Below are 19,880 nucleotides of genomic sequence, written 5' to 3'. Positions count from 1 at the left end.
CGGAGATCATCGATCTATGACGAATCATTCCCAGGGCAACAACTCCGGCCGCGTCGGTGTTCCTACCTCTAACTATCTAGCTGCGCCAGGTCACTCGATGAATGGCGGTAGCCAACTGCCCCAGCCAGTGACCACCGCAGCACCATTCAAGACAGGCGTTGGCAAATCCCAACCGTCTTYCCCCTTACCCCCCAGTCCCCGTGGGCAACGCCACCTTCTAGGCTTCTGGCAAAATCTCAGTTTCCGCTGGAAGCTGACCTTGCTGCTGCTGACCACCGCAGCAGTGCCCGTCTTGGTTGTTACCCAGTTGTTGACAACGATTTCTGCTCAGCAGTTCTTGCGTCAGATTAAAGCGTCCGTATCTGAAAAAAATGCCCTGTTTACAGACGAATACGTACTCTGGACCCAGGAAGAAGTGCAGACGGATGCCGAGGCAATTCTCGGAGACGTGCAGTCAGCCGGCATTGACCTCAACAACCCTGAACAGGTTCAGGCGCGCCAGCCATTTCTCCAGAATCTGCTCAAACTGCGGAGCGATGTCGATCCAGAAACCCTGAAAAGTTTTAAGATCCTCACCAATGCTCAGGGTCAAACAGTCGCTCAGTCGGTGCAGGTGCTGGATGAAGATTTTACTACCCCTCCGTCCCTCCCGGCTCCATCTGAGACACTGAAACCCCAGTCATTTCACCTGCTCTCCCTGCCTGTGGGAATTCCCCTGGGAGATATTCCCATTGTCCAAAGTGCATTGCAACGTGGCCGTCCCCTTGTAGGCATGGAACTGCTGAAAGGAAGCTATCTCCAGCGGTTGGGATTGGATAAGCAAGCCAATGTTGGGATTCGTCCTCAAGCCATCAAGGGGTTGCCAGAACCCAAACAACCCTTCCCCGAGGGCACCTATAACATCGATGGGGGCAAGGCCGGACTGGTAAGTATGGCAGTGTACCCGATTCGCACCGGGGGCAAGCTCACCGGAACCGTGGTTGTCGGTTCCTTGCTGAATCGTAACTTTGGCATTCCCGATAAGTTTACCCAGCGCTATCCCGATATTCCGGTGGCCACGATTTTTGCCCAAGACTGGCGGGTCAGTACCAATGTCCCCTATGTCGATCCCGTGACCAAAAAGCCCGATAACACCCGAGCCATTGCGACACGGGTGTCCCGAGAAGTCGCCGCCCAGGTGCTTAACCAGGGCGAGAAATTTGTTGGAACCACCAACATTGTCGGCGTCAATTACCTGACGGCTTACACCCCTCTCTACGATCATCAAAAGGCACTCAACCCCGAGGCCAAGCCCGTGGGGATTGCCTTTGTGGGCAAGCCTTTGACCGAGGTGGATCAATTACTCTGGCGTGAGCGAGCCCTGGGCTACGGTATTGGCGGTGGCATGTTGTTACTGGTGGGGTTAATTGCGCTCCCCTTAGCGGGTACCTTCTCCCGACCCTTGCGCCGTCTGACTCATTTTGCCGAGCAGGTGGGCAGTGGAGAAACCAGTATGCGGCTGGAAAACACCCAGAGCCAGGATGAAATTGGCATTCTCTCCCAAGAAATGAACCAAATGGTGGGTCGCCTAGAGGCCAATCTCCTAGCCCAGCGACAGGAAGCCCAGCGATCGCAACTGTTTGCAGAAATAGCCCAATCTGAGTCATCGACGCTGACGGTTTTACTCAATCAGTTGCTCACAAATATCCGAACCCAAATGGGTGTTGATCGGGTAGTGGTGTATCGGTTCAACCTCGACTGGAGCGGCTACGTTTCAGCAGAATCAGTAGCTCCAGGGTGGTTCCAAGCCCTCGCCGACAAAATTGAAGACCCCTGCATTCCCCAAGACCTGCTAGAAAGCTACCGCCAGGGACGGGTGGTTCCCACAACAGATGTGTTTAATGCCGGATTCCATCCCCAGCATTTAAAACTCATGGAGCGGCTGCAAATTAAATCCAATCTCGTCACCCCCATCGTCGCCGGTGACCAACTCTATGGCCTGCTAGTTGCCCACCACTGTGCCCAACCGCATGTTTGGCAGCCCTCGGAGATCGACCAGTTAGGGCAATTTGCCAGTCAGATTGGTCTGTCCTTGAGTCGGGTGGTTTCCCTGGAGCAGAAAAGCTTAGAAGCCAAGCGTTCCCAACTCTTTGCCGAAGTCACCGCCGCCAAAGCTAGGGTCTCTCAGGACTTGGAATTTGTCTTTAATCGCGCCGTCACCGGAGCATTGGATTACCTCCAGGCAGACCGGGTGGTGGTTTACCAATTCAACCGCGATTGGAGCGGCTTTGTCGCCTCCGAAGCCGTCCTCCCCGGTTGGCCCCAGGCTCTAAACAACACCATTGAAGATGCCTGTATTCCCCAACAATTGCGGGATGCCTATTGTCAGGGACGGGTTGTTCCCACCAAAGATGTTTTCAATGCTGGATTCCATCCCGAGCATTTGAAACTGATGGAGCGGCTGCAAATTAAAGCCAACCTGGTGACCCCGATTGTGACCAACAACCAACTGTATGGTTTACTGGTTGCCCACTTCTGCGGTCGGCCCCACGTCTGGCAACAGTCAGAAATCGACTTTCTCACCCAGTTAGCCACCCTGGTGGGGTTGTCCCTCGACCGGGTGAACTTCCTGCAAGATTCAGAAGTGGCACGGCAACAGGCAGAAGCTCTGGCCAAAGAACAACAGCGGCAGAAAGAAGCGATTCAGCTCCAGTTAATTGACCTGCTGAGCAGTGTGGAAGGGGCTTCCCGTGGGGATTTAACCGTGCGGGCGGATGTGACAGCGGCGGATATTGGCACCGTTGCCGACTTCTTTAATGCCATTATTGGCAGCTTACGTAAGATTGTGGTGCAGGTGCAGGCATCCGCCCAGCAGGTGAGTACCTCCGTGGGCAAGAATGAAGGCGCGATTCGTCAACTGGCTGACCAGGCTCTGAAGCAGGCCGATGAAATTACCCGCACCCTCAGTTCCGTGGAGCAGATGTCTCGCTCCATCCAAACGGTGTCTGACAATGCCAAACAGGCAGCGACGGTGGCACGTCAAGCTTCCACCACTGCCGAAGCTGGAGAAGTTGCCATGGATCGCACGGTGCAGAGTATTCTGCAACTGCGGGATACGGTGGGTGAAACTTCAAAGCGAGTGAAACGCTTAGGGGAATCCTCCCAACAGATTTCTAAGGTGGTGGCCCTGATTAACCAGATCGCCATGAAAACGAAGCTGCTGTCGATTAACGCCAGTATTGAAGCAGCCCTCGCAGGGGAAGAAGGACGGGGCTTCGCAGTGGTTGCTGAAGAAGTTGGACAACTGTCCGCGCAGTCAGCAATGGCCACCAAGGAGATTGAGCGGATTGTCGAGAGCATTCAGCGGGAAACCAGCGAAGTGGTAGCAGCGATGGAAGTGGGGACTACCCAAGTGGTTGAAGGCACCCAACTGGTGGAGGGTGCCAAGCAGAGTTTGGAACAGATTGTCGAAGTGTCTCGCCAGATTGACCAGTTGGTGCAGGCCATTTCCCAGGCAACCGTTTCCCAAACCCAGACCTCTGACAGTGTGGCTCAGTTGATGCAGGCGATCGCCCAGACCTCTGAACAAACCTCGGCCTCTTCACGACAAGTCTCGCAAGCCCTGGAACAGACCGTGAAAGTCGCCCAGGAGTTACAAGTGTCGGTGGGTACATTCAAGGTTAATACTCAGGGGTAAAGAACGGTATGTCCCAAGATAAGGAATTGATCATCCGGCTCCAGTTTCTGGAAGAAGCGCAAGAATACGTGAACACCATTGAAACGGCACTGTTGGGTCTCGCAGCCAGTGGTGTGGTGCCGCAAAAAGTGGATGGGATGCTACGGGCATCCCACTCGATCAAAGGCGGGGCAGCGATGATGGGGTTTCTCACCCTGAGTGACCTGGCCCATCGCTTAGAGGACTTTTTCAAGATCCTGAAAATCCGGCGGCCAGAGGTTGACGAATCCTTAGAGCACCTGCTGTTGCGGGGTGGGGACTGCCTGGGACAGGTGATTAGCCGCAATGCCCAGGGTCAGGACGTTGACTCCGAGTGGCTAGAAACCTACGTCTATCCCCTGTTTGAGCAAGTGCACCTACAATTGGGGGAGGTGCCCCCCGAGGAAACCCTCCTGCCCTCGGAAGACGGTCAGGATATGGTAGCCCTGCTCTTTGAATCAGAGGTGGAGGGTTGTTTGCAACGGTTAGCATCGGTAATTGACCATCCCGAACAGCCCTGTTTGCATGAGGAATTGACCATCATCGCCCAAGAGCTCAGTGGCCTAGGAGAGATGCTGCAACTGCATGCGTTCACAGACCTATGTCAGGCGATCGCCCAGGAACTCACCACCCATCCCCCCGATCAAGTGGGTCAGATTGCTCCCCTGGCCTTGCAAACCTGGCGGCGGGCTCAGGCACTGGTGATTGCGGGACAACGGGATGTCCTGCCGACTCAACTGGACAGTCCCCAGACTCCCGCAGAATTAACCCCTTTCCCGACGAATTTGTTCAATCTGGATAGCCTGTTAGAGCCGTCCCTAGATGAATCGATGTTGTTGGATGTCCTGGGAGCAGCAGACCTGCCAGATTTTGCCTTAGAGATGGAATCCCAGTGGAATGCTGCTGCTGACCCCATGGAATTTTCAACCGCACCGATTGCTGCCATCTCCGACATTGCCGAACCTGAAGCCGAGATGTTCATGGGCATAGGCGTTCCTCCGGCGCAAGATCGGCCGCCGGCCATTCCCCCACCGCCACTCACCTCCCTGTTTCAACCTTCCGAGGTGCAGACCTCCGTTAGAAATCATCCTGCCGCAGACGCAACTGCGGCGGCCATGGTGCCAGAAGACAACACCGTTCGCATCCCGGTTCGGCGGCTGGATGAACTCAATGATCTGTTTGGAGAGTTAACCATCGAGCGCAATGCCCTGAACTTACATCTGGGGCGACTGCGGAATTTAATTGGGATGCTGAGTCAGCGAGTCAGTACCCTTGAGCAGTCGAACATTCGCTTAAGAACGGCCTATGACCTGAAAGCAGTGTCCATCCGACCCGCTACTCGCAGTGTTACGGAAAGAGCATCCCACCGACTACCCGTAACCGCAGCCCGAGGCAGTACCCTGTTTTCGACCTCAAGCAGTGATACAGCTGACTTCGACCTGTTGGAACTGGATCGCTACAGTGACCTGCACCTAGTCTCCCAGGAAGTGATGGAAACCATTGTTCAGGTACAGGAGGTCACGAGCGACATTGATATCAGCCTCAAAGACACTGACCAAACGGCCAGTGACCTCAACCGCACTGCCAAACAACTACAAACCAGCCTGACCCAAGCCCGCATGCGTCCCCTATCTGACCTGGTAGGGCGTTTCCCCAGAGCCTTGAGAGATCTGTGTTTGCAGTACGGTAAGTCCGTCGAACTTAAAATCCACGGGGCGGCCACCCTAATTGATCGCACCATCTTAGAAGCGCTGGGTGACCCGCTGATGCACTTGCTGCGCAATGCCTTTGATCACGGCATTGAAGATGCAGCCATCCGTCGCAGTCAGGGCAAATCAGAGGTCGGCTTCATTGAAATTCGCGCCACCTATCGGGGGAACCAAACCCTGATTACCCTCAGCGATGACGGTGGGGGCATCAACCTGGAGAAACTGCGAGCCCGAGCATTACAGTTTGGCTATACCCCGGATGTCCTGGAAGCTGCTAGTGATCAGGACATCCTCGACTTAATTTTTGAACCCGGATTTAGCACCGCCGAGCAGGTCACCCCCCGTTTCAGGGCGTGGGGTCGGCTTAGATGTGGTGCGAACCAATCTCAGAAAAGTGCGGGGGGAAATTCAGGTCAATACCAAGCCCGGCGTGGGAACAACCTTCATCCTCAGTGTTCCCTTCACACTATCCGTTTTGCGGGTGCTGTTGGTGGAAAGCAATGGGATGCGATTGGCCTTTCCCACGGACATCATTGAAGAAATGTTCTTACTGAAAGCTGATCAGGTACTTGTCACCACGGGCCAACCGATTCTGGAACGGGATGGGTATCTGCTCCCCCTGATCTATCTTGGTCAGTGGCTGAAGTTCCACTGCCCTCGTCAGTCCATGGATCCAGAATCAGCCCCTGTGATCAACCTACCCACGGTATTAACCATTGCCCAGGGGAATCAGTTGGTCGGGTTTCAGGTCGATCGCTGTTGGGGAGAACAGGAGGTCGCCATCCGCCAAGTGGAGGGAACCATCCCCATGTCTCCTGGTTTTATTGGCTGCACCATTTTAGGAGACGGTCAAATTGTGCCCTTGGTCGATGCTGGTAAATTGTTGGATTGGATTCATGATCAAGGTGGCGATGGTACCAGCAAGGGAGGAGCCACTCCAATGGGAACCTTGTCCCCGTCGAGCATACCCCAATTGAATGCCGACAATAGTGCCACCGATGGCCAGCAGCGTCCCATTGCCACCAACCGTATTTTAATTGTGGATGACTCGGTGAATGTGCGCCGCTTTTTAGCCTTGACCTTAGAAAAAGCTGGCTATCAGGTAGAACAGGCCAAGGATGGGCAAGATGCGGTTGAAAAGTTGCTCGGAGGTGACCTTCAAGTGCAGGCTGTGATCTGTGACATTGAAATGCCCCGCCTTGATGGCTATGGTTTCTTGGCACGGATTAAAGCAGACCCTGCCCATCGATGGCTACCGATCGCCATGCTCACCTCCCGGAGTGGTGATAAACATCGACAACTGGCAATGAGTTTAGGGGCTGCTGCCTACTTCACCAAGCCATACAAAGAAGCAGAACTGTTGCAAAGTTTACAAAACCTGATCTCAGCTTCCCAGTCCCATGCCCTTTAGTGCGCCCCTTCTCCTATGTCAGCCCTCTCTCCCCTGCGATTTCAACGCCTGCAAAAACATCGGGCGGAAGCGACGGAGCAGTTCGTCGTCTTTCGTCTCGGACAAGAATGGTTTGCCCTCGCGATTCAGGTGGTTCAGAAAGTAGTCCCCCTCGGTCAAGTTTACGGTGACCCTCAGGGGACTGGGGTCAGCCTCACCATTTACCAGGACCAAGAACTCGTCGTCGTGGATGTGGGACACCGCATCTTTAGCAACCAGGGACTTGCTAGTTTACCCACCACTGCGGGAGCAGCGGCTGCCCCCCAGCGTTATCTGTTAATTGTGCAAAACTCTCAGGGGGGAGTGGTTGGGTTGCCCATTGATTCTCAACCAACGTTACGGCGGGTGGCGATCGCGGCGGTGATGCCCTTATCTACCACTTACCTCTCCCAGGCCAATATCCAGTGTGTCAGTTCCTTGATGATTCAGGCAGCGAATCAACCCCCTGTTTTCTTGCTCGATCCTGACCAGTTGTCTCAGCCTCAGCAAATCACGGCACTCACTCGCTAGTTGTCTTTCAGGCTAGCAAGGACTTTCCAGGGAGAACGGTTCAGAAGGCATCCAGCAGACAGGAAATCGTTGTCTTCGGGATGCCTTTTCCTATCCTCCTGCCCGATCTCAAGTTTCCTGCCTTACGCTGCTCCTATCTAAATCACAAAGCCATCGGGAATGACGGCATTCTTCAGCACCACCACAATGCCACTCCGAATATAGAATCCCAGGTTTTCCCGCTCTGCTTCCTCAACCTGATCCTTATTGATGATCTGGACATTGCGTCCAATACAAGCGTTTTTGTCAACAATGGCACGACGAATGACGGTGTCAGAGCCAATTCCAAGGGGAACCGTACCATTGGCCATGCCCGTGCGTCGCTCGGCAAAGGGTTGATAATAGTCCGCCCCCATAATCAAGGAGTTGTCGATCACACAACCTGATTCAATGCGCGATCGCACCCCGAGGACAGAGTGCTCGATTCGACATTCTTTGAGAATACAGCCCTCCCCAATCATCGATTCAGTGACCCGACAATCTAACAGCTTGCTCGGGGGCAGAAAGCGTTGGCGGGTGTAGATGGGAGCTTCCTCATCGTAGAAACTAAACGGCGGCTGCGGCTGCCGTGTCAGGGCGAGGTTGGCCTTATAAAAGGCTTCAATGGTTCCAATATCCTCCCAATAATCATTGAACAGGTAGGCTTGGACATTAAAGTTAGGAGCCGAGGCCGGGATGATTTCCTTGCCAAAGTCCGTGCGATCCGTCGCCTCCTTCAACAACCGGATTAACACCTCTTTGCGGAACACATAGATCCCCATAGAGGCAATAAAGGGCATTGCCTGGGCTTCTGCAGCCGTCAGACCCAAGACGGTAGTATCAACACGCATCTGGTTGAGGGCATCCCCTTTGGGCTTTTCGCTGAAGCTTACCACCCGTCCGGCACTGTCAATCTGCATTAACCCAAATTCAGAAGCCCGACGCTCATCCATGGGCACCACGGAGAGGGTAATATCAGCCTGGGTTTCCCGGTGACGCTGGACAAACTGGCGGTAATCCATGCGATAGAGGTGGTCACCGGAGAGTATCAGGTATTCATCCACATCCCATTCCTCTAGGATCCAGAGATACTGACGTACTGCATCCGCCGTCCCTTGAAACCAATTCGGGTTTTCCGGCGTTTGTTGGGCAGCCAGGATTTCCACAAAGCCTTCGGAAAAGCCAGGGAAACTATAGGTACGGGCAATATGACGATTGAGAGAGGCCGAGTTGAACTGAGTTAAGACATAAATCTTAAAAATTTCCGAGTTAATGCAATTACTCACTGGAATATCGATCAGACGATACTTCCCTGCCAGGGGCACCGCAGGCTTGGCTCTCAGTTTGGTTAGTGGATAGAGGCGGGTGCCTGCGCCACCTCCGAGAATGATGGCTAATACTCTTTTCACAAAAAAACCTCTCAACTCCCAGTCTGAACAGATGTGATATCTATCCCTTCCAAGTCCAGTGTGTGACTGAGGGGAACAGTTTGCAAGGGGGAACTGCAAAGTCCTTACCCGCCGTTCCATCCAGGTGCGATCGCAGGTTACCGATGCCCGGTGTCACACTGGAGTGGGGGGAGGTGGCGGGGACAGACGCAGTTGACGCTGGGCGCTCAGGAGGGGAACTTCAATTTCTCGGGGGTAGATCAGCCACACCCGCTCATAGGGCTGAATCAGGGTTTGCACCAAGGGGGAAACGGTACTAATTTCCTGAAGACCTTCGGCTGTCTGGAGTTTGATCCCCCGCTGATAGAGGGTATAGCCTCGACTCTTCGCCACCCGGAGCCCTGCATAGGAGGTGGGCACCAAGTCAGCCTGCCCGAGGTAAATATAGGCTTGATTCAGCAACCAGTCCCGATCCGCTGGGGCTAGGAGGGTGACATCCAAGGCTTTGAGTAGATCCCGATCCAAAAACCGCCGACACAGATCGGCCAACACGCGGTCTGAACTGCTTTGCCAGCGCTGGAGGTGGTAGGTGAGGACACCATCATCCGCCGCCAGATACTGCGCCAAGGTCAACTGGTCGCTGGGGAGACTTAACCAAGCCGTCACCGTCTCATCGGCGGCCAATTGTTGGCGGGTGAGTAATTCCCGTGCCCGCTGAAAAGCCTGGTCTAATCCCCAAGATGCAGCCAGGTTTTTCGGGTGACTATAGACTTGGGCATACATGAAGTACCGCACCACTAAATAATGTTCAATCGCAGCCATCCCTTTGTGGGCCACCACCAATTGCTGGGTCACGGGGTCATAGTTCATCGCCATCAGAATCCGATCTAGATCCAGATGACCATAGGAAGCTCCCGTAAAATAACTATCCCGCAGCAAATAGTCCAGGCGATCGCAGTCCAATTGACTGGAAACCAACTGCCAAACTAAGGGAATCGGGTACTGTTTGCGGTAAACCTGCTGAATCTGGTCAATTAACTCCGGGGAAAAGTCGGTCAACAGGGTGCGAATCGGCTCTGACTCTTGCAGAATCCGACTCGTCCAGGCTTCATGATGGCCGTCAAAGATCTCCTCACTGGTATGGCTGAAGGGACCATGACCAATGTCGTGTAACAGGGCGGCGCACAACACCACAGCGCGATGCACTCCCAGTTGGGGATAGTGATGGGCCAAACGATCAAAGGCACGACGGGCGATCGCCAACACCCCCAGGGAATGGGTAAACCGTGACCCTTCCGCCCCGTGAAAGGTGAGGCTGGCAGGCCCCAATTGCCGGATACGGCGCAACCGCTGAAAGGCAGGGGTATCAATCAGTCGGATCAATAACGCTTCGATGGGATCGCTGCGTTCGAGGGCGATCGCCCCGTGGAGTGGATCGTGGTAAGTTCGACCCCAGCTACGCTGCACCGGCGAGTACCGCAGGGTTCGTTAACAACTCCACCGCCGCTTGATATTGGGAATCGGCATCCGTCCCAATCTGTTCGCGAGTCAGGGATTCCAAGGGCACCCGCAGATCGGGGCGAATTCCCAGGCGATGAATATCGTGGTGCAGCGGGGTTTCATACTTAGCAACGGTAACGGCTAATCCTGCCCCGTCCGGGAGTTCAAACAACGATTGAATTAAGCCCTTGCCAAAGGTGGTCTCCCCCACCAACTGGGCGCGACCATTGTCTTGTAGCGCCCCCGCCAGAATTTCACTGGCACTGGCGGTTCCTTGGTTTACCAACACCACCAGTGGATCATGGGTCAGCGCCGATCCCATTGCGGCAAAACTGCCCTCAATCCCTTGCCGATTCACCGTGTAGACAATGGTTCCCGTATCTAACCACAGCCGCGCAACTTCAATCCCAGCCTGGAGGAGCCCCCCCGGATTATTCCGTAAATCCAGAATGTAGGCATCCGCGCCCTGTTTTTCAAAACGCGCCAGGGCATGGGCAAGCTCCGCGGTGGCATTGGCATTGAATTGGTTCAACCGAATATAGCCAATGGGAGAACCCTGCATCGTCGAGCGTAGCTCCGCTACCACCGGATTGAGGATAATTCGTCCCCGCACCAAGGACAATTCCGTCGGCGGGTTCTCGACATGTTTGATGGTCAGCTTCACCGCGCTACCGACAATGCCGCGCATCCGCTGGGCCGCCTCATCCAGGGTTAACTGGGTGGTGGGGATGCCATCAATTTCCAGAATGCGATCGCGGGGTTGAATACCCGCCTGTTCAGCAGGGGAACCTTCAATGGGGGCAATCACTTCTAGCTCCCCAGTGGCAGCGTCGAGGGCAATCTGGAGCCCCACCCCTGTTAGCTCCCCAGAGGTACTAGTCTGTAAACTCCGGTACTGATCGGGGCGCAACAACCGTGTAAATGGATCGTCCAGACTCGCCAGCATGGTCTGAATCGCAGCATAGGCTGCCTCCCGATCCCCCAAGGGTTGCTTCAAGGCCTGTTGACGCACCTGCCACCAGTTGTGTTGATTAAACGTGTCATCCACATAGGCACGATCCACAATCCGCCAGGCTTCATTTAACAGTCTCTGCCCCTCCGACAGGGCATGGGCAGCAGGCATGCTGACACAAAGTCCTAGAACTAAGACGAGAATAAATGACAGCCCGATTGAAAAAAAACCGTTTATGCATGTCAAGAATTTTAACGTCATCTCTGAGCAGCTGCTACCCATCTATCTTGACTGGGCTGATCCCCTTATGGAGACTCAAAAACAGGCAGTTACAGTGTGTTAAGATGTCATTCAAAAGTTAGGGAGAGCAGTTGTCAATCCGGGGGTTAGGGATCGGTCCCTCAGCAAGCGTGAGAGAGTTGTCATACCCCAATACCTGTCTGGATTTGTCACTACTTTTATCCATCACGTCCGCATCTACTGGAATACATTTTTATCTAGGAACTCTTGCTTCATGTTCACTAAGCAGGTAACTGACTCCAAGGCATTCCAATGGTTTGAAGAACGCTTGGAGATCCAGGCGATCGCAGATGACATTTCCAGCAAGTACGTTCCTCCCCATGTCAATATTTTTATTGCTTGGGTGGAATTACGCTGGTATGTTTCGTCATCCAGTTTGCTACTGGATTTGCCATGACATTTTATTACAGACCCACTGTAACGGAGGCGTTCTCGTCCGTTCAGTATCTGATGACAGAAGTTAACTTTGGCTGGCTGATTCGTTCCATCCACCGCTGGTCTGCCAGCATGATGGTGTTGATGATGATTCTCCACGTGTTTCGGGTTTATCTCACTGGTGGGTTTAAGAAGCCCCGTGAGCTGACCTGGGTGACAGGTGTGATTCTGGCCGTGATCACGGTTTCCTTTGGGGTGACTGGCTACTCTCTGCCTTGGGATCAAATGGGCTATTGGGCGGTGAAAATTGTTTCAGGGGTACCTGAGGCAATTCCGGTGGTTGGCACGTTGATCGCCGACCTGCTCCGGGGCGGTTCCAGCGTCGGTCAGGCAACCCTCACCCGCTACTACAGCGCCCATACCTTTGTGCTGCCCTGGCTGATTGCCGTCTTCATGCTGCTGCACTTCCTGATGATCCGCAAGCAGGGCATCTCTGGCCCCTTGTAAGCGATCGCGGCTAATGCCATGTTGGGTTAGCCCCCCTCTACAGCCAACATGGTTGCTGCCTACCCCCGCCGCCCCTTGTGAAATCAACTTCAACTTTGATAAGGAGAATCCTGAATGGCAACTGAAAAGAAGCCGGATCTCAGCGATCCGGAGTTGCGTGCCAAGCTAGCCAAAGGCATGGGTCACAACTACTATGGTGAACCTGCCTGGCCCAATGACTTGTTGTATATCTTCCCCGTGGTGATTATGGGGACAATTGCCCTGTGTATTGGTTTAGCAGTGCTTGATCCTGCCATGGTGGGTGAAGCTGCTAACCCCTTTGCAACCCCCTTGGAAATTTTGCCAGAGTGGTATCTCTACCCGGTGTTCCAGATTCTCCGCACCGTTCCCAATAAATTACTGGGGGTGATACTGATGGGCTCCGTGCCCTTGGGCTTGATTCTGATTCCCTTCATTGAGAATGTCAACAAGTTCCAAAACCCCTTCCGCCGCCCGGTTGCTACCACCATCTTCTTGTTTGGTACCCTGGTCACCATCTGGCTGGGTGTGGGGGCGACCTTCCCCATTGACAAGTCTCTGACCCTGGGCTTGTTCTAAACGCAGTGATCTCACAAGCCTGTTGATGCTTTGAAGCGGTTCTCAAGGAGGGTTTTAGAGGATCAGCAGGCTTAAATATGATATTCTAGACAAGGTTCATAATTGCGGGCATAGTTTAGTGGTAAAACTCTAGCCTTCCAAGCTAGTCATGCGGGTTCGATTCCCGCTGCCCGCTTATTTCTAAAAAGCCATAGAATTCAACGGTTCTATGGCTTTTTGTCGTTTAAGGTACCTATGCGCCATAGTGCAGGTGTTTTGATTGTGCGGTTAAGATTGGGGTATTTCATGGCAGTTTGGGTATCGTTTAGGTATCAAGTTCTAATCACCTGCATATCGAGAGACAGATTGAGAGCTGTCCAGGCGTGATCGGCTGTCAAAACATTAACTCCCAATCTCAGTCCCAAACTCAAACAAGCGCGATCGCCCAGGGACAAACCTGCTTGTCTCGTCTGTTCCCAGAGTCGTCCCGCCATTTCGCCATCTTCCGGCGTAAACGGTTCTACCACCAACCCCAGCGCCTCCAAGTCATCCAGCATTCCATCCACATTCACACTTGCGGCGATCGACTTTTGGATCACTTCCGCCCAATTCACACTCGATATCACCGATTCCGCCAGCACCCCATCCACGAGATCGCCCCCCGGCTCAGCCTTCAAATACGCCAGCAGGGCCGAAGCATCCAAAACAACCGTCATTCCGCTGCTTCCTGCTTTGCCTCTTCCCGCCGTTCTGCAATCAATTCATCCACCAAGCTGCGATCGTTCGGCACCTGCGCAAATCGCGCCTTCAGCCGTTGCTTAATTGTTTCCGGTTTTTCCAACACCAATCGCCCCGCCTCCTCCCGCGCCACCAACGTATCGCCCTCCTCAAACCCCAGCGATCGCCGCAACGCTGCCGGAATCACTAATCGACCTTGGCGACCCAGATTCACGTCTACCGATGGGGATAGTTTATTCATATTTCCCTTGAATGCCACATTTTTCTGGACGTGCCACATTTAATTATTCTATGCCACTTTTTCATATCCATTCCAGCCAATCATTCAGCCGCCAGATTCGGGATGAGGGGCGATCTCCATCAGCCTTGAACGCATTCAATACTTCTAATTCCCTAAACCGCCACCTACGAATTTGACAAACAAATTGCTGGATCTTCAGGATTTGGTATGATAGTGTTCTCGGCTATACACTTACAGGGATATGCAGCCACTATTAACTCAGATCTTAAACTTAGAAAGTGTTGCAGTTATCTGACTAATTGACCCCAGGTAGGACGACTGATGGCACGGGCAAGGGAATAGTTGCTGAAACATTAAAGTTGCGTTGTGGTCTGGCTGTTCTGCCTTGGCTTGTCGCCGATAAAATTGCTGGAAATTCCCTCTAGCATCAGAGATAGTATTAAGGCGTTGGTCTGTTGTCCTGGATTCATGCCTCCTTCCCGCCTGTTACTACTGATTGTTGGCCTCTGCGTTGTTCTAGGGCTGATGATCTGGTTGGTGGGGGCGTTACAACAGTTTTACTGGCAAATTTCCTACTACACCAACCCTTTTCTGGCAAACACGTTGATGTTTGTCTTAATTGTGTTGCTGGTGGTGTTGATTGTTGCTTTTGTCTACTATGCCCTGCTGTTTCAGCAACCGACTCGCAGTAAAGGTCGCCTTGCCGCTGCTCGGATTCCCGCCGCCAAAGCCGAAGCCGCAGAGGAAACCTTGAAAGCGGTGCGTCAGCAGGTAAATCAAATTCAGGATGAAGTGTCGCGGCAAGTGTTGCTCCAGCGATCGCAGGAAATTGCAGCCAGCTTTGCCCGTGGGGAGATTCAAGTGGTGGTATTTGGCACGGGTTCGGCGGGTAAAACCTCCCTGATCAATGCCCTGATGGGGCGGATGGTGGGGGAGGTGGGGGCACCGATGGGCACGACAGCAGTGGGGGAAACCTACTGCCTGAAACTCAAAGGCTTGGCGCGGGAGATTCTGATCACCGATACGCCGGGAATTTTAGAAGCGGGAACGGCAGGTACCGAGCGGGAGCAACTGGCGCGGCAACTGGCTACGGAAGCGGATCTGTTGATTTTTGTAGTGAATAATGATCTTCAAAAGTCAGAATATGGCTCCCTCCGGGCTTTAGCTGAAATTGGCAAGCGATCGCTGCTGGTGCTGAACAAAGCCGATCTGTACCCTGAAATTGATCGGGAGGTGATTCTGGCTCGCCTGCGAGAACGGGTTCGGGGGGCAGTACCGGCGATGGACGTGATTGCCGTCACCGCCAAGCCCCAAGCAGTTGTCTTAGAGAGTGGGGAAGTTTTTCAGCCCGACTCAGAGGTGATGCCGTTAATTCGGCGCATGGCAGCAATTCTGAGGGCAGAAGGCGAAGACCTGATTGCGGACAATATTTTGTTACAGTCCCAACGTCTCAGTGAAGAAGCCCGCCGCCTGATCGACGGTCAGCGCCGCCGTCTTGCCGAAAAAGCCATTGAACGATTTCAGTGGATTGGTGCTGGGGTAGTAGCCATGACCCCCTTACCTGTGGTGGATCTGTTGGCCGCCGCCGCTGTCAATGCCCAAATGGTGGTGGAAATTGGCAAAATTTATGGCTGTGAACTAAATATAGAACGGGGACGGGAATTAGCGGTTTCCCTCGCCAAAACCCTCACCAGCCTGGGTATTGTCAAAGGAGCTGTGGAGTTGTTAACGGCGGCGTTGCAATTAAGCGTGGGCGGCTTTTTGGTGGGTCGGGCGATTCAAGGGGTCAGTGCCGCCTACCTCACGCGCATTGCTGGGAAAAGCTTCGTGGAATATTTTCGCCACGACCAAGATTGGGGGGATGGCGGGATCACGGAAGTGGTACAGCGGCAGTTCCAACTGAATCGCCGGGATGAGTTTATCAAGACATTCGTTCAACAGGCGATCGCCCGCGTCGTCAAACCCTTAACCCCAGAGGTAGAACCACCTGAAAAACCCAACAACCGACGGAATTCCCTCTAAAACAGATGATTCAGTCGGTTATTGCTCAGGGATTGGCTCACCCAGAGGACGAGAACTGTTTCAATTCCTTAGAGGGTCAACGATGGGGGATTGGTTTCGATCAGTTTAGCCAAATCTTGCAGAAACGCAGCAGCATCCGCCCCATAGATCACTCGATGATCACAGGTGAGGTTGACCTGCATCTGGCTCCGCACCCCCATCAATCCATCCTTGGTGGCAACCACCTGAGGCCGGGAGGCTCCAATAGCCAAGATCGCCCCTTGACCGGGGGGTAAAATGGCATCAAATCGATCCACCCCAAACATCCCCAAATTTGAGAGGGTAAAGGTGCCGGAGTTATACTCATCGGGCTGCAACTGCTTGGTACGGGAGCGGGCCACCAAATCTTTCCAGTTCCGAGCGAGGGCATAGATATCCACCTGATCGGCCTGCTGGAGCACCGGGGTAATCAATCCCCCATCTTCCATGGCCACCGCTACGGCAATGTTAATCGCACGACTGTGCTGAATTCCCTGGGGAGTGTAGCTGGCACTCAGTAACGGATGCTTCTGCAAGGTCAGGGCAACAGCCTTTGCCAGCAGCACCGTCATCGTCACCCCCTTGGATTTGATTTGTTTATACAGCTGATCAAGGGGATCGGTGGTGATGGTGTATCCCACATGGAAGGTGGGAACTTCCAAACTGGCAACCATATTGCGTACCACCGCAGCTTGCAGTGTTGTGAAGGGGACGAGAATCCCTGGGGTGGTTTTGGCGACGATCGGGGTTGGGGCTTTAGCCACAGCTGCCACAGAAGGAGCGATCGCCATCGCTGTTTTTTCACCGGAAACAGCTTCTACATCCGCCGCCACAATTCTGCCATGGGGACCGCTTCCAGTCAGGGTACCGAGGTCAACGCCTAATTCCTTAGCCAACTTGCGGGCGCGGGGGGAAATGATGGGGCGGCCACTCCGGAGTGGTGTGGCTGGGACTTGGGGAGTCCCATTGCCACTGGCAACAGCGGCGGCGGGGGGGGGTGGCGGCGGCGGTGCAATAGGGGTGGTTGTGGCTTGAGCCTGTTGCTGAGCGGTGGCAATTTCGGCGATGGTTTCTGCCAGATAGGCAATGGTCATTCCCACCGGAGCCACCGCTCCAGCTGGAACCACAATGGATGCCAAATAGCCTTCATAGAAAGCCTCCACATCCATGTCAGCCTTATCAGACTCGACAATCACCACGGTTTCGCCCTTCTCCACCTTGTCACCGGGAGCCTTCGTCCAGGAAACAATTTTCCCCTCGGTCATAGTCGAACTCAGGGCTGGCATGAAAACTTCATAGATCATAGACCGCTACACATCTCCGCGAATTTCTTCGACAATCCCATCCCGCAGGAGAACTTCTACCTGCATTTTATGCACCATATTGTCCCCCAGTTCAATGCGGAAAAAGCCCTCGATCTGGCCTTGAAACACCTCTTGATTCATTTCTAGGAGTTGAATCTGTTGCAGATTTTGCAAAATCTGGTTTTTCTGATCGAGGAGTTCGCTTTTCTTCTGGTTGATCTGAGCTTGAATATTTTCGATCTGCTGCGTCACCTGAGGGCCAGGGGGTTTGGAGGTTTTGCTTCTGTACCTCGGCAACCATGCGCTGCCCTTGCATTTCTAACTGCTGAAATTGATCGTCCAGTTGGTTGATCTGGGCTTGCAGTTGTTGCTGCACTTCTTCTTTCCAGCGGGGCGTCACAATGGCCTTAAGGGTGACAGGGCGTTTGAGCAGCAGTTGGGTATTGGGAATATCCATAAAACGTTCACATGAAAGACAGTAGGACAGGGAAAATATTTAGGACATTCAGTGACTCAGTACGGCCAGTCGCTGATGCATTGGCAAGCTCGCAGGCAGGGAGAACTGGGCACACCTGCATTAGGTGAACAACTCGTTAATGATACCCTGGTAGCGTTCCATGACAACAGACCGCCGAACTTTTAAGGTTTGGGTCATGAGGCCATTTTCCATCGTGAAGGGTTCGCTCAGGAGCCGGAACGGCCCAACGCGGTCATCGGGACGATAGCTGGGACGATTTTGCACTTCCCGGTTGAGTTCTTTACGGAACAGATCCATGACCTCCGGACTTTCCAGGGTCAGAGAGCGTTTTTGTGAAGGCGGCTGGTCAGGAGCTTGGGGGAGTTGCAGATGCAGTTGTTGGCTATGCGCCCAGGTCTGAAGAACCTCAAGGTTGGGGACTATCAAGGCTCCTAGCGATCGCTGGTCTTGACCCACCAAGACAATCTGAGCAATGTAAGGGCTGCGGAGACAGGCATCCTCGATGGGTTGAGGCTCAATGTTTTCGCCATTGGTGAGCACAATCGTATCCTTGGCTCTTCCGGTTAACACCAGGTGATTTTCAGCGGTGACCCATCCCAGGTCACCGGAATCAAACCAGCCTTCGGCATCAATGGCCTTGGCCGTGGCCTGGGGATTTTGATAGTATCCCCGCATCACTTGGGGGCCACGAATCAGCACCAGTCCCCGCTGTCCCTGGGGCAGGGGCTGGCGAGATTCTGGATCAATGATGCGAATTTCAGTCCCAGGAACGGGTTGCCCGGAGGAACCCCGCAGATTGCGTTCAGGGCGGCGGGCATTGGTCACGGGGGAGGTTTCGGTGAGACCGTAACCGACGAGAATCTGGATGCCGACAATTTCATAAAACATTTCCAGGTGCATGGCTAGGGAGCCGCCGCCGCTAATCACCTGTTTGAGTTGACCGCCCGTTCCCTCCCGGATCTTGCGATAGATCAACTGGTCAGCGAGGGCGTGGAGGGGCGAGAGCACTAGGGCTGTGAGTCTCGCCCACCATTCTTGGCCGAGGGAGGGACGAAGGTGCTTGATGTCCAAGCCCTCGGCAATGCGGCGGGCAGCCACATACTGCTGACTGATCCCGATTAAAGTCTTCACCAACAACTGTTGCTGGGGAGATTGTTCTCGCAGTTGCTTTTGCACTCCCTCATAGATCGACTCCCAGAGACGGGGTACCGCCACCATGTAAGAAGGTTGGAAAGTTTTCAGATCCCGTTTGACCTGGCGGAGATTGGTATAGACCTGGGTACAGCCCTGGGACAGGAGAAAATATTCTACACTCCGCTCAAAGGAGTGCCAGGTGGGCAAAATACTCAGGACTCGATTGCCGGGTTGGGGCTGCACCACGACGCCTAGGGTCGTGACTTGGTGCAGCAGATTGCCATGACTGAGCATCACGCCCTTTGGTTTGCCCGTGGTGCCGGAGGTATAGATTAGGGTTGCCAACTGCTCAGAACTGAGGGTAACAGGCTGGAAGGGGCGACTGGCTCCCAAGTCCATCAGCTGCTGAAAGTTGAGCACTTGCCAATTCGACTCCCCGACGATGGGCTGATCTGAGAGCAGGATGACTGCTTGAATGGGCAGATCCCCCAACCGGGGTTTCAACTTATTAAATGTATCTAGGTCTTCGAGCACCAGTAAGTTGCTACCGCTGTCGCTGCAAATAAATAACAGCTCTTCCCGCTCTGCTTGGGAGCTGCGAACTGCGTTCACCCCCCCGCCGTCATAATTCCTTGGTCAGCGATGAACCAGCGGGGGCTATTGTCTGCGAACAGACAGACGCGATCGCCCACCTGAATTCCCAACTGTTGCAAACCCCCAGCAAACTGCTGAATTTGTTGATGCAACTGGGTGTAACTGATTTGCACCGCAGGCTTGGCATGGGGATCATGGAGCGCGGTCAAATCAGCAAATTGTTGAGCTGCGATCGCCCAGATATCTGGAATCGACTGAATCTGGTTATAGTCCACCAGTTTTTGTAGCCGTTTGCGTTCCGCTGCGGTAAATTGCACAGACGGAGGGGAGACAGTGGCATTCATAGTCAAGGTTGCACGGGAATGGGGAGTG

The 19,880-nt window shown here is 53.8% G+C and carries 12 protein-coding genes, 1 tRNA gene and 3 pseudogenes; 8 read left to right on the top strand and 8 right to left on the bottom strand.

Annotation, left to right across the window (positions count from 1 at the left end; genetic code table 11):
• The first annotated feature begins 16 nt into the window (after positions 1–16).
• From DO97_RS20450 to DO97_RS01855, 4 genes are read left to right on the top strand one after another with little or no spacing between them, the layout of a single operon-like run.
• Entirely contained in the window at positions 17–3,676 is a 3,660-nt protein-coding gene (locus tag DO97_RS20450) for a GAF domain-containing protein (protein WP_052128281.1), read from the top strand.
• An 8-nt stretch (positions 3,677–3,684) separates the two neighbouring features.
• Positions 3,685–5,940: a chemotaxis protein CheA gene (locus DO97_RS30605; protein ID WP_239651366.1), complete on the top strand. Its 2,256-nt coding sequence runs from the start codon at positions 3,685–3,687 to the stop codon at positions 5,938–5,940.
• Positions 5,909–6,814 (top strand): ATP-binding response regulator, encoded by a 906-nt coding sequence (locus DO97_RS25670; protein WP_239651365.1) that lies wholly within the window; start codon positions 5,909–5,911, stop codon positions 6,812–6,814. The genes DO97_RS30605 and DO97_RS25670 overlap by 32 nt, the downstream gene beginning before the upstream one ends.
• A gap of 15 nt (positions 6,815–6,829) precedes the next feature.
• Complete coding sequence (locus DO97_RS01855; RefSeq protein WP_036530713.1) at positions 6,830–7,363, top strand: chemotaxis protein CheW; 534 nt, start codon at positions 6,830–6,832, stop codon at positions 7,361–7,363.
• Between the two features lie 137 nt (positions 7,364–7,500).
• Here DO97_RS01855 and DO97_RS01850 read toward each other — a convergent pair whose 3' ends face one another.
• From DO97_RS01850 to ctpA, 3 genes are all read right to left on the bottom strand, one after another.
• Positions 7,501–8,790, bottom strand: coding sequence for a glucose-1-phosphate adenylyltransferase (locus tag DO97_RS01850; protein WP_036530846.1), 1,290 nt, complete (start codon positions 8,788–8,790; stop codon positions 7,501–7,503).
• 153 nt (positions 8,791–8,943) lie between these two features.
• On the bottom strand, positions 8,944–10,236 hold the full coding sequence (locus DO97_RS01845) for an HD domain-containing protein (protein WP_052128279.1): 1,293 nt from the start codon (positions 10,234–10,236) through the stop codon (positions 8,944–8,946).
• On the bottom strand, positions 10,226–11,392 hold the full coding sequence (gene ctpA, locus DO97_RS01840) for a carboxyl-terminal processing protease CtpA (protein WP_156120386.1): 1,167 nt from the start codon (positions 11,390–11,392) through the stop codon (positions 10,226–10,228). The genes DO97_RS01845 and ctpA overlap by 11 nt, the downstream gene beginning before the upstream one ends.
• Positions 11,393–11,735: 343 nt before the next feature.
• Here ctpA and petB point away from each other — a divergent pair.
• The 3 genes and pseudogenes from petB (at position 11,736) to DO97_RS01825 (ending at position 13,175) form a co-directional block, all read left to right on the top strand.
• Positions 11,736–12,403 (top strand): annotated as a pseudogene (gene petB, locus DO97_RS01835) (cytochrome b6).
• Positions 12,404–12,517: 114 nt separating this feature from the next.
• Positions 12,518–13,000, top strand: coding sequence for a cytochrome b6-f complex subunit IV (gene petD, locus DO97_RS01830; RefSeq protein WP_036530711.1), 483 nt, complete (start codon positions 12,518–12,520; stop codon positions 12,998–13,000).
• A gap of 104 nt (positions 13,001–13,104) precedes the next feature.
• Positions 13,105–13,175 (top strand) — tRNA-Gly (locus DO97_RS01825).
• Between the two features lie 136 nt (positions 13,176–13,311).
• Here DO97_RS01825 and DO97_RS01820 read toward each other — a convergent pair.
• Positions 13,312–13,695, bottom strand: a complete 384-nt coding sequence (locus DO97_RS01820; protein ID WP_036530710.1) for a type II toxin-antitoxin system VapC family toxin — start codon at positions 13,693–13,695, stop codon at positions 13,312–13,314.
• Positions 13,692–13,958, bottom strand: coding sequence for an AbrB/MazE/SpoVT family DNA-binding domain-containing protein (locus DO97_RS01815; protein WP_036530842.1), 267 nt, complete (start codon positions 13,956–13,958; stop codon positions 13,692–13,694). Before DO97_RS01815 ends, DO97_RS01820 begins: the two co-directional genes overlap by 4 nt.
• Positions 13,959–14,426: 468 nt before the next feature.
• On the opposite strand from DO97_RS01815, the gene DO97_RS01810 reads away from it, so the two are divergent.
• The gene (locus tag DO97_RS01810) at positions 14,427–15,980 is read left to right on the top strand and encodes a YcjF family protein (protein ID WP_036530708.1); all 1,554 of its coding nucleotides are present in this window, start codon (positions 14,427–14,429) and stop codon (positions 15,978–15,980) included.
• Positions 15,981–16,048: 68 nt separating this feature from the next.
• On the opposite strand, the gene DO97_RS01805 is transcribed toward DO97_RS01810, so the two are convergent.
• The 3 genes and pseudogenes from DO97_RS01805 to DO97_RS01795 all read right to left on the bottom strand — a co-directional run bounded on the left by DO97_RS01805 (position 16,049) and on the right by DO97_RS01795 (position 19,852).
• Positions 16,049–17,302, bottom strand: coding sequence for a dihydrolipoamide acetyltransferase family protein (locus DO97_RS01805; protein ID WP_036530706.1), 1,254 nt, complete (start codon positions 17,300–17,302; stop codon positions 16,049–16,051).
• 6 nt (positions 17,303–17,308) lie between these two features.
• Positions 17,309–17,759, bottom strand: a pseudogene (locus tag DO97_RS01800) (YlqD family protein).
• A gap of 120 nt (positions 17,760–17,879) precedes the next feature.
• Positions 17,880–19,852: pseudogene (locus tag DO97_RS01795) on the bottom strand (AMP-dependent synthetase/ligase).
• Between the last annotated feature and the right edge of the window lie 28 nt (positions 19,853–19,880).

It is taken from the genome of Neosynechococcus sphagnicola sy1 (assembly GCF_000775285.1).
GTDB classification, from domain to species: Bacteria; Cyanobacteriota; Cyanobacteriia; order Neosynechococcales; family Neosynechococcaceae; genus Neosynechococcus; species Neosynechococcus sphagnicola.
The sequence above is the reverse complement of the archived record's forward strand: the minus strand, read 5'-3'. Positions and strand labels throughout refer to the sequence as shown.

Coding starts and splice junctions, on each gene's coding strand:
- DO97_RS30605 (WP_239651366.1), top strand. CDS start 3,685: ATGTCCCAAGATAAGGAATTGATCATCCGGCTCCAGTTTCTGGAAGAA.
- DO97_RS25670 (WP_239651365.1), top strand. CDS start 5,909: ATGCGATTGGCCTTTCCCACGGACATCATTGAAGAAATGTTCTTACTG.
- DO97_RS01855 (WP_036530713.1), top strand. CDS start 6,830: ATGTCAGCCCTCTCTCCCCTGCGATTTCAACGCCTGCAAAAACATCGG.
- ctpA (WP_156120386.1), bottom strand. CDS start 11,392: ATGCCTGCTGCCCATGCCCTGTCGGAGGGGCAGAGACTGTTAAATGAA.
- petD (WP_036530711.1), top strand. CDS start 12,518: ATGGCAACTGAAAAGAAGCCGGATCTCAGCGATCCGGAGTTGCGTGCC.
- DO97_RS01820 (WP_036530710.1), bottom strand. CDS start 13,695: ATGACGGTTGTTTTGGATGCTTCGGCCCTGCTGGCGTATTTGAAGGCT.
- DO97_RS01815 (WP_036530842.1), bottom strand. CDS start 13,958: ATGAATAAACTATCCCCATCGGTAGACGTGAATCTGGGTCGCCAAGGT.
- DO97_RS01810 (WP_036530708.1), top strand. CDS start 14,427: ATGCCTCCTTCCCGCCTGTTACTACTGATTGTTGGCCTCTGCGTTGTT.
- DO97_RS01805 (WP_036530706.1), bottom strand. CDS start 17,302: ATGATCTATGAAGTTTTCATGCCAGCCCTGAGTTCGACTATGACCGAG.